The 13114-nt window shown below is 54.2% G+C and carries 7 protein-coding genes; 1 reads left to right on the top strand and 6 read right to left on the bottom strand.

Going from position 1 to position 13114, the window contains the following annotated elements; genetic code table 11:
• Nucleotides 1-512: 512 nt before the first annotated feature.
• From FAES_RS07645 to FAES_RS07620, 6 genes are all read right to left on the bottom strand, one after another.
• On the bottom strand, nucleotides 513-1388 hold the full coding sequence (locus tag FAES_RS07645; protein WP_148289307.1) for a BT_3044 domain-containing protein: 876 nt from the start codon (nucleotides 1386-1388) through the stop codon (nucleotides 513-515).
• An 80-nt stretch (nucleotides 1389-1468) separates the two neighbouring features.
• Entirely contained in the window at nucleotides 1469-3019 is a 1551-nt protein-coding gene (locus tag FAES_RS07640) for a SusD/RagB family nutrient-binding outer membrane lipoprotein (RefSeq protein WP_015330627.1), read from the bottom strand.
• A 16-nt stretch (nucleotides 3020-3035) separates the two neighbouring features.
• Nucleotides 3036-6293 (bottom strand): SusC/RagA family TonB-linked outer membrane protein, encoded by a 3258-nt coding sequence (locus FAES_RS07635; protein ID WP_015330626.1) that lies wholly within the window; start codon nucleotides 6291-6293, stop codon nucleotides 3036-3038.
• Between the two features lie 253 nt (nucleotides 6294-6546).
• Nucleotides 6547-8031 (bottom strand): glycoside hydrolase family 130 protein, encoded by a 1485-nt coding sequence (locus tag FAES_RS07630; protein ID WP_015330625.1) that lies wholly within the window; start codon nucleotides 8029-8031, stop codon nucleotides 6547-6549.
• A gap of 104 nt (nucleotides 8032-8135) precedes the next feature.
• Nucleotides 8136-10469, bottom strand: a complete 2334-nt coding sequence (locus FAES_RS07625; protein ID WP_015330624.1) for a glycosyltransferase family 4 protein — start codon at nucleotides 10467-10469, stop codon at nucleotides 8136-8138.
• Nucleotides 10470-10732: 263 nt separating this feature from the next.
• Nucleotides 10733-11956: a M16 family metallopeptidase gene (locus FAES_RS07620; RefSeq protein ID WP_015330623.1), complete on the bottom strand. Its 1224-nt coding sequence runs from the start codon at nucleotides 11954-11956 to the stop codon at nucleotides 10733-10735.
• Nucleotides 11957-12123: 167 nt separating this feature from the next.
• Here FAES_RS07620 and FAES_RS07615 point away from each other — a divergent pair, with 167 nt between their 5' ends.
• Complete coding sequence (locus FAES_RS07615) at nucleotides 12124-13110, top strand: glycosyltransferase family 9 protein (protein WP_015330622.1); 987 nt, start codon at nucleotides 12124-12126, stop codon at nucleotides 13108-13110.
• Nucleotides 13111-13114 lie beyond the last annotated feature (4 nt).

Here is a 13114-nt window from a genome sequence, read left to right as displayed (position 1 = left end):
ACTGGTCGGGGGCCTTTGCTTTTTGGTTAAACCCCAATCCGAATCGCAGGAGCTTTGTAGCGATGAAACAACACATTCCAAGTGTTGAAGCGCTCCAGCACATAGTGGCGCTGCCGCTTGGGAACGGGTGACGAAACAGAGTCCTAATCCCATTTAGACTTGGGTACGTAATCGACTGTACGCTCAGGTCGTTCGCGCAGCATGGTCCCGATCGTTTTGTTGATAAATCGGCGGTGGCTGGCTGGGTACATTACCAGCTATTGCAGCACGTAGTTGGCACATACCAGCTCCCAATAACTATCAGCCTGACACACGGTAGCAGGCAGACCTCGTTCCAGCGTAGTACGATAGCGTGTAGTCCCAATCAGGCAGTTAAATCGGTCATAGCTGTAGCCCTCGTAGCGTAGGATGGTGACAGCTTGAGCTCTTCCTTAGCAAACACAAAAACGCCCCGCCTATTTCCAGCCGGGGCATTTGTGTGTTAAATGATACTGTACTACTCTGACACGTACCTACTGCTCAAACTTGAGCGTTTCGTTAATAACACGATCGCCGCCCGAACCAGGGTACTTGTAGTTGAGGGTATACGTCCGTGTTGCCGGGTCATATTTGTTCACGCCAAACTGCGTCGTGCTGGTATTCGACGCGCCAACTGGTTTCAGCGTGACGGTGTTGTCAGCATTCACGGTCAACTGCATCCGCCAATCACTAGCGCCCAAATCGGCGAACTCCGTTTCAATGGTGGTCGTATTCACAGTTACCAGCGTTTTCTCCTTGTTGATTGCCCGTGAACTGGTCGCTACCGGGTGCGTGAACGTACCTGTCGCCTGGTACGTCCCATCGTACTGGTTCTTGATCTTCGACACCAGAATCTTATAGCCATAATTGCTGCTGACGGCCACATTGCTGTTGCTCACGGCCGTGATCCGTAGGGGCAAAGCATAGCCGGCATCATTGTACGTAGCCGGGTCAGGTACACGCGTTGCGTCTGTATACAAATTCACAGTAATGGGGCCAGCCAACCGCTGTCCTGCCTTGATCGTAGCCGTAAGGCCCGACGCCTGATACAATGCCGCCGGCAGCAACTGATAATCCGTGCCGTTATTAGCGTTGTACTGCGTCAGAAGCGCCGGGTCTACTGCCATCGTCACCGTGACATCTTCCGACAGCGTATTAGGGCCAGACAGGTTCACGTTGAAGGTGTAGCTGTTGGGAGTCGTCTGGATGGGAAAGCCCCGGTTTTCAACAGCGCCATAAAACGCCGACGATGGAACATCGACGATGGCAGGCGTGTTGGTGAAATCAACAAAATGCGCGTCGTCGTTGAGGCAGGCAGTCATACTGCATGCTACCCCGCCCACAACCAGCATGGTTAATAGTCTTTTCATTGGAGTAATTGTTTGCTGTCTCAATCGCTGGTCGCCGGAACAAAGCCCGGCCGACCAGCGATTGAAAACTCGGTTGTGTCTTATCGTGTCCAGAAAATCCGGGTCCGGTCAAACTGATTGTCGGTCCCCTGAGCCTTTACATTAGCCTCATTGTAGCTGTATTCAGTCTGCGGATAGAATAGCCGCGACGGAATCTGCTTAATCGACGTGCTGGGGTCCTGCGAAATAGGTACGTTCGGAATACCTAGGCGGCGGTAATCGGCCCAGGCCTCAAACGGCGACAGTCCATTTAGCGACGCCCATTTCTGGGTGATGATCGCCTGAATTTTGTTGGTCGATGCGGCCCAGCCCACGTTTGCAGTTGCCTGCGAATAGTACTCTTGAGCGTAATCAGCGGCGGTGCCATCGGCATCGGCCACGCCCAGGTACGTAAACGACGCCGTAATGGCCGCTTCGTATAGCTGCTGAGCGTTACCCGTGATATAGCCGCGTTGCGCTGCCTCGGCCTGTAGGAACAGCGCTTCGTGCGCAGACAGGATGACTGCGGGCTGGTTCACGGCCTGCAACACCCCCGATCCGATGCTCGATGTTTCGCCATTCGGCAGCGGCGATGTTGTACCGAAGAATGTGCCATCGAACGTCGAGCCCGATACCGGATTGTAGAAGAAGAAAATCCGCGAGTCGTTGGTGTTCTCATAGAAATCCAGCGCGTAGCGGTTAGCCCGGTAAATGTTGAACTGCTCCGTTGGCTGCCCATTCACCTGCTGGCCGAATGTGCCAAAGAATGGGTTCTGCTGGTTGGCCGAGTTGGTATACCCAGGGTTAACCGTTGCCGCTTCATACGTGGTACCCGTCAGGCCGCCAAGGAAGCCGTAACCCGACGCCTTGATGGTATTCAGGGCCTGTTGAACAAATGTTTGCCGGTCAGCCTTTTCCGACTGCCGCAGGATCATGCGCAGTTTGAGTGTGTTGGCAAACCGACGCCATTTGTTGATGTTGCCCTGGAACATGATGTCGTTGGCACCCGGGTTACGAATGGTAGCCCCCTGGGCCGCCAGCCGATCCGCATCGTTGAACAGCGTAAGCGCCGCGTCGATCTGCTTGAACAGGTCTTCGTAGATAGCCACGTCTGAATCATACGTTGGTTGTGGCGATGTCAGGCCCTGTAGCGCAGCGAAATAAGGAATGTCGCCGTAGGTATCGACCAGGTACTGAAAGTGCAGGGCCGTCATGATCTTGGCCATGCCTTGCAGCAAGGGTTGCTGTTGAGCAGCGCCCTGTTGTTCGATGTATACGTAGTTCTTCAGGTTGGTATACGCGTCGTTCCAGATGCTCTGGTTGAAAGCGTTGGTAAACTGGTAGTTTTTATCCGACGTATTGATCGAATAGTTACCGCTCCAGTTCCAGTAGCCCATCCAGAGGTTGAGGAACGCAAATTGCGGCCCGCCCGCACTGCTCACCCCTGAGAAGTAGCGTGCTGAGTTGGCCAGCGCATTGGGCAGCACCAGTTCAGGCGTGGCCGCCGTTACCTGGTTGGGGTTGTTATTGATATCCAGGAATTCCTGGCGGCAACCTGAGCTAATAGCCAGCAGTACAGCCAGCGACCCGATTGCGAGTGATTTGATCTTCATTGTTGTTGAGAGGAGCTTAGAAACCGACACTCACCCGGAAACCATAAAAACGGGTTGGCGGCGTCTGTAATTCGTTGGTTGTTCCCTGAGCGTTACTGTTATCCAGCGAAAATTCGGGATCAGAGAAGACGTTCGTTTTGGGGCGGAACATCAGCAGGTTACGACCCGTCAGGGCCACGTTCAGGGTTTTCACCACTTTCGTAAAGCCCAGGATAGAGGCAGGTACGTTGTAGCTCAGCGCCAGTTCACGCAGTTTCCAGAAGGCCGCGCTGGTTACGTAGCTGGCACCGGCATTGTGGAAGCCAGAATTCGTCCAGAACTCCAGGTTACCATCACGCGTCGACACGTTGGTGTTGTTCGTAAACGTACCATCTGCATTTTGGAGTACCGAATTCGGGAAAACGAAGTTTTCGCGATTGTTATACGTGGTGCGGATACCGGCTCCCGTAAACTCAAGGGCGTTACCCAGCTGATTGTAGATCACAGCGCCACCCCGGTATTCAGCTACCGCCGACAGCGTCAGGCCTTTATAGCCAAACGACGTACCCAGACCAACACGATGCAGGGGCTGCGTAGCACCCTGATAACGCAACGTTGGATCGAGGATGGGGTAACCCGTCAGCGGGTTCACGATGGGCCGACCGACAAACTGTCCCGTGGCATCGTAGTAAGGCGCGTTGGCATCCGTATTCTGCACGCGGGCAATGTCGGTCACGAGCAGCGCCGGGTAGGGCAAACCCGCCACAGCATATTGATCCGACGTGACATTATTGGCGGTAGGGATGTTGATCCGATCAAGCCCCTGATATACACTGGTTACTGTGTTTTTGTTGTACGCATAGTTGGCATTCAGATTCCAGGTAAAGCCACCTACATTGACAATCGGCCGCAGTGTCTTCAGTTCAACTTCGAAGCCCTGGTTACGCATAGCACCGGTGTTTACGAGTGCACTGGTGTAACCCGTCGTGCGCGACACCTGAATGGGCACCGTCTGGTTGGTTGTGTTGGTCACATAATACACCAACTCAGCATTGACGCGGTTGAACAGACCAATCTCGATACCTCCTTCGTAGTTGGTCGTAAACTCCGGCTTCAGGTCAGGCGAGTTCAGGCGGTTGCTCAACTCGAAACCCGGCTGGCTGCCGAAGGGGAAGAAAGCGCCCGATGTCTGACCGGGGTTAAACGTGTTCTGCAACTGATAGGGGGTCACGTTTACGTTACCCGCCTGAGCCACACCACCGCGCAGTTTCAGGTACGTGATGGCGTTGTTGCTCTTCAGCGCCGGAATGGCTTCCGTCAGCACAGCCGATACCGACACGCTCGGATAGAAGAACGAACGATTATTGGCAGCCAGCAAGGACGTCCAGTCGTTCCGGCCCGTAATGTTCAGGTACAGGAAATCGCGGAAGCCCAAGGTCAGGTCGCCAAATACGCCGATTAGGCGGCTGGCTTGCTGATATTGCGATACGTTAGGGTTACCCAGCCGATTCGCTACGTTGTATACCCCCGGTACCACCAATTGGGTCGCTTCGTCAGAGGTCGTCCGATAGTTGTCGAAACGCGTCTGCTGACCCAGGATCAACTTGGTCGTGAAAGCGCCGAATGTGGGCGACAACGTAACGAGTAGGTCGCCGGTGAAGCGGGTTGTCAGCGCCGTTGCATCATACACCGTACCGTTGTACTGGCGAACCGACGAAGCAATGTTACCGGCATTCCAGGGATCCGATTTAGCGTAATCGCTGAATGAAACCGCTGCCTTAAAGGCCTTCTGCGATGTGAACGACGCTTGACCACCAATCCGGTACAGCACGTTTAGCCAGGGTTTAGCCGCATAGCTTACGTCGGTGAAGCCCTGAACCGTGTAGATATCGCGACGATTCCGTGAGTTCTCATTCGATACCTGCCACCAGGGGTTTGGATAATAGGCGTTGAAGTAGCCGTTTACGTTACCATATGGGCTGTTGATATCCATAATCCGGGGATCACGCAACGGGGCATGCGCAGGCTGGTTCAGCAGGTTCCAGTAGACCGGACGGCTCTGACCAAAGTCACCATTTTCCTGGTCGTAGTTTTGGTAGGTGAAGTTCACTTTCCCGTTGGCGCTGAACTTGTTTACGGTACGGCCACCGCTTACCAAAATATTGGTCCGCTGATATTTGTCATTGGGCACGATACCACTCTGATCTACACGTTGCAAACCAAGCCGGAAATAACTCTCGCCATTACCTACGTTGTAGGATAGATCGTGTTGTGAGGTAACGCCCGTGTTGAAGAACGCTTTACGCGGATCGGTGCCCGTCGATGAGAACGGCACTTTCAGCGTATCGATACGAATTGACCCATCGGGGTTGGTGACCTGTACGCCGTAACCCAGCGGCTGAATAGAGCCATCGTAAGCTGGGCCAAACTGCTGATTTTCAAAAGGAACGTAGAGCCGACGTCCGTCAGCCGTTATGAAAGGAGCGCCTTCGCCACCGTTTGAGCTGTAGGTACGTTGCAAACCGGGCAGGTACGATACACTCTCAAACTGCGTGTTGTTGGTATACGAGATTTGTGCTTGCTCACCCTTGTCGGCACCGCGCTTGGTAGTAACGACCATTACACCGTTCGATGCATCAGAACCATAGAGGGCAGCGGCGCTAGGTCCTTTTAAGACCGTGATATTGGCAACATCATTGGGGTTTACCGATTGCAGAAAGGAGATATCAGTCAGGACACCGTCAACGACAAGCAGCGCCTGGTTGTTACCTAAGAAGGAGCGGTTCCCACGGATCGTCAAACGAGGGTTCGAACCAACGCCGTTGTTGGTCAAGTTAACCTGCAACCCAGCCACTTTACCCGTCAACCCGTTGGCGATATTAACAGGAGCAGCCTGTACGATCTGCTCGTTGTTAACGCGCGTAACCGACGTACCCACCTCGCGGGCATTGCGTTGAATACCAAAGGCCGTCACGACTACCTCGTTGAGTGTTGCCTGATCAGGCGCCAATGTGACGTCGACGTTCGTCCGATTACCAACCTGAATTTCCTGTGAGGTAAACCCGATGTACGAGAAAACAACCACTGGATTGGTAGCAGGCACATTCAGGCGATAGCGCCCCTCGGCATCAGTCGTTGTACCGCGCGTAGTGCCACGCAGGGAAACACTAACCCCTGGTAGGGCTGAGCCATCTTCGCCGGACGTTACGCGACCAGTGAGGGCCCGATCCTGCGCCAGCAAAGGCACACTAATCAGGCACAGCAAAAGCGGCACCAGCATTAGAAGTTTTTTCATTGTGAATGAAGTAATTAGATTAAGTGAGCTATAAAAAATGGCAAAAACTTAACTCAAAGTTAAAAAATCGTTAGCAGGGCAAGCAACTAAATTTTAACAATTTTTAGAATTTCATTCGGCCTATAAGCTAGTTTACCTACCTTTTATTCTGTTTTAATCTCAATATTGAGTAATACTCAGAATAAAAAATGCCAGCCTTAATTCAGGGCTGGCACATATATGAGTACTAGTACTTATGAGACAAGCAACGTACCTACACAACGGCGACCGGCTGACGAACTAGTTCTTTGCCCGTTAGTTCGGCCAGTAATTCGTCGACATTGACGGTGGCAAAACTGCTGGCATAGTCCGACATGGCATAGGGAATGATGAGCGTGTTGCCGTGAATTTGTCCACCACAACTATAGACCACATTGGGTACGTATCCCTCTCGTTCATTCTGATCGGGGCTGAGGAGCGGTTCCTTCGTACGGCCGATCACTTTCGAGGGATCATTCAAGTCGAGCAGAAACGCGCCGATAGCGTACTTCCGCATGGGTCCAACGCCGTGACTAAGCACCAACCAGCCCGCTTCTGTTTCGATCGGCGAGCCACAGTTACCTAACTGAACATACTCCCAGGGAAACGTCGGTTTGGCCAATATTTCTTTGGTTTGCCAGAAGTACAGATCGTCGGAATACATTAAGTAGATATTCTCGCCATCCTGCCGGGACAGGGTGGCGTATCGACCGTTGATCTTACGCGGAAACAGCGCCATGCCCTTGTTCTGGACTTCGGCTCCGTTGAGGGTACTCACGGCAAAGTGAGTGAAATCTTTCGTTTCAAGAAGCTGCGGAAACGTTACGCGGCCGTTGTAAGCCGTATAGGTCGCGTAATACGTTACCTCACCATCGTCATCCCGAAATTCAACGAAACGGGCGTCTTCGATCCCGTTGGTTTCGTTGGGTGAGTATGGAAAAATACAGCGTTCGTCCAGGTTCTGATCGTCGTCGAAGTGCATTTCGTAGTTCGACCGGGCCAGCGCCAGCAACCCGCTTGTGACGGCTTCATACTCGGCATTGTGCCGAAACTGACTCATTACCCGCTTCACCTGCGCTTCGATATTCGGCAGGGTAAACTCATCGGGCAGACCGGCCAGGATATTTTCCGAAATGCTGTTGATAAGCCGGAGTTCATATAGCTTGCGCACAAACTGCGCCTTGTCGAACTGCTGACTCACGATCGCTTCGGGCGAGGTTACGTAGCGCGACGGCTTTTGCAGCACAATCTTCCCTTCGCCATCAACGTACCCAGTGCGGAACGAGATCGACGAGATATGCCCTTCCCCCGTGGCCCGAAGGCTTAGAATAAACCGTTTATAGCCTTCCGGGAGGTTGCTTTGATCGGGGTGCCAGATCATCGACGGGTTAAACAAGGCCGCCGACTCAAGCGAGTATTCCATCGTGAAATAAGCCCCCAGTAGCAACTTGCGCTCGTCGGTGAGTGGCTCATCCGTCAGCAGCTGCTCTTTGACCTGATCGAAGCGTTTCAGGAAAAAGTTGTTGAGCCGATAATGTCGGCTACCAAACTCCCGGATCACTTCATCGAGTTTTTGTTGTACTTCGTCTTCGGTCAGCGAGTTGACACGGGCGATAATTTTCAGGACGCGGCTGCTATTACCCAGCTCAAATGGTCGGAACAACACGCGGGCCGGGTCGGGCCGAAGAACAATACCCGTACGGGTGGCTTTCACGCTCATAAATTAGTTCAAAGTCCAAGGTTCAACGTTCAAACGTTCCGATTGGTACATCATTGAACCCTGAACGTTGGCCTTTGACCTCTTTTTTTCGTCAGTTAACCTCACTAAGATAGCGCAACCGGCGTTGTCCGGACAAAGCTTTTTTCGGGGGTTGGCTGCAGCGTCAACTGCAAATCGGTGAGGGCCAGCAGGTACGAAAGTGTCGACTCCGCCCCCTGATTTTGATTGACCCGGTCGATGTGCAGGCCATCGCGGCAACCGCCCGTTGTGGAGTCATACAGCGGTAGGCCCAGGTCATTCTGGCCCATAAACCAGCGGAACACCCGCATCGCCCGCCGTTGCCATTCGGGGTTGCCCGTGAGGCGCCAGGCCGCCAGCGAGGCGCTGACTGAACTCTGGGCTTCGAGCGGTTGCTGATCGAAGTAAGCGCGGTGCTGCCCTTTCACGTAGAAACCGTTCGAGCCAATAGGCTGGAAATGCCCGCGTTGGTTACGTTGCGAGCCGTCGCCTGGCACCACAGCGGTCTGAATGTCCATCAGCCAGTGCAGCGCCCGCAGGCCCGTATCCACCGCTTCGGGGTCGTCCGAGGTCAGCAGGGCGTGCGGCAACACGGCGTTGTCGTAGGCCAATGTGTTTTCAAACCAGACCCAATCGGCGGTGGCGGTTTCGTTAAAGCAGAACAGCAGTTTCTCAACCAGCCGTTGCCGGATCGTCTTCGCCAGCCGATCATCGGAGAAGCGTTTGAGGTACTCGTGGATACCCAGCAGGGCAAACGCCCAGGCCCGCGGCGACCGCATGGTCACGGTGCTCGGCAACACTTTCTCCATCAGGCTCATGGCCCACGTCAGCGAGTTGGTGTCGTCGGCCCGGCCAATGCACGTACCCAGCGCCCAGATGGTGCGGCCGGTGCTGTCTTCTGAACCAACCTCTTCGAGCCAGCGGCGGTCGTAGCTCATGAAGTTACGGAACTGCTTGTGCTCTTCAGAATAAGCGTAGTTCAGGAACGCCATGTAGGTATCGGCCAGTTGCTCAATCTGCCGGTCGTAGTGGCCGGTTTCTTTCAGCAACATGCTCAAAATCAATGCCCGGGCGTTGTCGTCGGTGCAGTACCCTTCTTCGTAGAAAGGCAGGTGATAGCGGGCGTGCTGAATAATACCAGTCGAGTCGGTCAGGCGCAGCAGATGGTCGAGCTTGATCGTCGGCAGTTGCAGGCCATTGCCCCCCGCGTAGAGGCTACCCGGAGCAATGCCCACCATGCGCTCCTGACGAGCCTGCCCAAACGAATCGGCGTATTGATTGATTACGTTTTCCCAGATCATCTCGCGCCCCATCAGGTACCCCCGCTTCCGCATGGCGTGGCGGGTTGGCTCGTCGGTCAGCAAATCGATGATCTGATCGGCAATGGCATCGGCATCACCAAACGGCACCAGTCGGCCCCGGTTCTCGGCCAGCAGTTCTTCGGCATGCCAATACGGCGTCGAAACCACCGCTTTGCCCACGCCAAATGAATACGCCAACGTACCTGAGGTAATTTGGGCGGGGTTCAGGTAGGGCGTGATGTAGATGTCGGCTGCACCCAGGAATTCGAGCAGATCGTCGAGCTCGACAAATTGATTGTAGAATTGCACATGCTCGCGCACGCCGTTGTCTTCGGCCAGTTTTTTCAGGCTGTCGCGGTAGGTCTCGCCTTCGTGCCGTACCAGATGCGGGTGAGTAGCCCCCAGCACCATGTACACCACATTCGGGAATTTCTCCACGATGCGCGGCAGCGCGTTGATCACGTTCTCGATGCCTTTGTTGGGCGACAGCAGGCCGAAGGTGAGCAACACCTGCTTGCCTTCCAGCCCAAACCGATCTTTGTAAAAATGCGGATCGACAAACGGCATATCCGGAATACCGTGCGCAATCACGTCAATTTTCTCGTCGGGAATCTCGTAGATATCGGTCAGGAACTGCCGCCCTTTTTCCGACATACACACCACTCGGGCCGACAGATCGGCGATCGCTTTCAGGGTCAGCAGCTGATCCTGATCGGGGGTTTTCAGAATGGTATGGAAGGTCGACACGATGGGCATCGACAACCCGCGCATCAGCGTCAGGATGTAGTTGCCCGCCGGGCCGCCGTAAATGCCGTACTCATGCTGCAGGCAAACAACATCGACATTTTTAGAATTTAAGAATTCGGCGGCTTTTTTGTACGATTCCAAGTCGTGCTGGTAAAATTCGTACCGCACTTCGTCGGGATATTGGTAGCCTTCGGGTGTATCGTTGACCGAAACCACCCAGGGTTTGGCTTCCGGCACAAACCGGGCGTAGGATTGATACAGATCAGCCGTGAAGGTAGCGATGCCGCACTGACGAGGCAGGTAATCGCCAATGAAGGCTACGTTTTTGGGTTTGGCTTTCCAAAGGGAAGGAGTAGTCGAGTCAGTCATCATGGCAGCAGTTCAATTAACGTTAAGTGCATAGGTCGTTGTTTCTGAAGCAACGCTACGCGTATACAACTGCCGTTTCGGTCGTTCTGTTTGGATTATTTGTAGAAAAGGGCCTACCGGTTAAACAATATAGGGTTGATCATACGTAAGGGCTTCGACCAGCGGCTACATCGCACGGTCAAAGGCTATACGTTGATCAACCCTATACGGGGTGATATGCATGACGGCAGCGGAGTAAACGCTTCGGTTAGCCGGCCCACAACTTACTAGGCAGCTTCCGGCTCAAACACCAGCGAGCTGAACTGATGCTCGTCGAGCATAGCTACGGCCACATCCTGCAATTGAGTGGCCGTAATGGCCTGAATGTCCCGAAAAATGTCGGTCAGTGGCTCCACCCGGTCGATGTCTAGCAGGCTTTTGGCCATCATCAACATGAAGCTGTTGTTGCCTTCCTCAGCCATCGCCAGCTGCCCCATCAGCTGCTCCTTTGTGTTATGCAACTGACTGGTGGTCAACGGCTTTTCGCGTACCAGTTTAAACTCGCGATGAATCAGCGCCAGGCTGCGCTCGACCTGCTTCGGATCAGTGCCAAAATAGATACCCAGATAACCCGTGTCGAGGTAAGGCGTGTAGCTGGCATCGATGGAGTAGACAAGCCCATACCGCTCGCGCAGGTTCATGTTGAGGCGCGAATTCATGCCGGGGCCACCCAGCAGGTTCACCAGCATGAAAAACGGCAGCCGCTCCGGATCAGTGAGGCTGTAGGCGGGCCGGCCAATAGCCACCTGCGCCTGGGTAATTGGCCGCTTGACCCGATCGTGCCGGGGCGCGTAAACGGCCGGGGCTATACGTTGCCGGGCCGACGATTTGGCGGGAATCGGAGCCAAATACTTACTAACCATCTTGATCACCTTGGCAAACGGCATATTGCTCACCGATCCGAACACAACCCGTTCGGTATCAAGGTTTTCGTCGATAAAGGTTTGCAGCGCTTCTTTGGTAAACGACCGCACCGTTTCGGCCGTCCCCAGGATATTATTACCTAATGAGTGACCCGGAAAGACAAGCTCGTCAAAATCATCTTGAATGGCATCTTCGGGCGAGTCGTAATACATTGACATCTCTTCCAGAATTACCCCGCGTTCGCGTTCAATCTGCTTTTCCGGGAAGGTGGAATAAAAAGCAATGTCGGCCAGCAGTTCGATGGCTTTTTCAGCGTGGATTCCTAAGACCGACGCATGAAAGCAAACCTTTTCTTTCGTGGTATAGGCGTTGAGTTCGCCACCCACATTTTCGAGCCGGTTAATAATATGGTGCGCCTGCCGACGGGCGGTTCCTTTGAAGGCCATGTGCTCCCAAAAGTGAGCAAGGCCCTGTTGCAAAGGCTGTTCGTCGCGGCTTCCAATGTCGAGCATAAGGCCCACGTGGGCAATCTGCGTGTACGGAACTTGTTTATGGGCAATGCGGATGCCGTTGGGCAGCCGGTGCATCTGGTATTCTTCCAAACTACATGAAGTTTTCAGTTTTCAGTTTATAGTTTTCAGTTCTCAATTTGTTCACCAACCTTTGACTATGTATGTACAACTGGTGGGCGATTATTGGCTAACTGAACGCTGAAAACGCTACACTAAAAACGTTAATCAAGTTAACCCCTTCCATGCCGGGTCGGTTCCTACTTATCCAAACCGCGTTTATTGGCGACGTCATTCTGGCGACTGCGTTGCTGGAGCGGTTGCACGACCATTACCCCGATGCCCAACTCGACATGTTGGTGCGGCGGGGCAACGAGTCGTTGCTGGCCAATCACCCTTTTCTGAACAAGTTGCTCATCTGGGAGAAGAAGACCGGAAAATACAGTAGCCTTTGGCAGTTGGGTCAGCAAATCCGGGAGGCCCAGTACGATGTCATCATCAACCTGCAGCGCTTCGGAGCCACGGGCCTGCTCACGGCACTGTCGGGGGCAAAGACAACCATCGGTTTCGACAAAAATCCTTTCTCGCGCTGGTTTACCCATCGAATACCCCATCAGTTTGGGTCCGGCCTACACGAGGTTGACCGCAATGCGCAGTTGCTGACGCCACTGGGCCATTTCGGAACGGAACGCACCCGCCCCAATCTCTACCCTACTCCCGCCGACTACGCCGCCATCCGTACGTATCAGGCACAGCCCTACGTTTGCATCGCGCCCACGTCGGTCTGGTTTACCAAGCAATTTCCGGCGCAGGGCTGGATCGAGGCCATCCGGCTCATGCCTCCCGACCGGCGCGTTTACCTGCTCGGCGCGCCATCAGACGGCGCCGCCTGCGAAGCGATCCGTACCGCCGTGGGCGACGATCGGGTCATCAACCTCTCAGGTACGTTGTCGCTGCTTCAGTCGGCGGCGCTTATGCAGGGGGCTCGCATGAACTACGTCAACGACTCGGCTCCGCTACATCTGTGTTCGGCGGTCAATGCGCCCACCACCGCCGTGTTCTGCTCAACGGTGCCCGCCTTCGGGTTTGGGCCGCTGGCCGATCAGGCGCGGGTGGTGGAAGCCCACGAACCCCTGGATTGCCGCCCCTGCAACCTGCACGGCCGCAAAGCCTGCCCACTGGGTCATTTCCGGTGCGCCTACGGTATTAACATTCGTGAAGTCGTTTCCTGATTCA

Source organism: Fibrella aestuarina BUZ 2, assembly GCF_000331105.1.
Taxonomy (GTDB): Bacteria; Bacteroidota; Bacteroidia; order Cytophagales; family Spirosomataceae; genus Fibrella; species Fibrella aestuarina.
The sequence above is the reverse complement of the archived record's forward strand: the minus strand, read 5'-3'. Positions and strand labels throughout refer to the sequence as shown.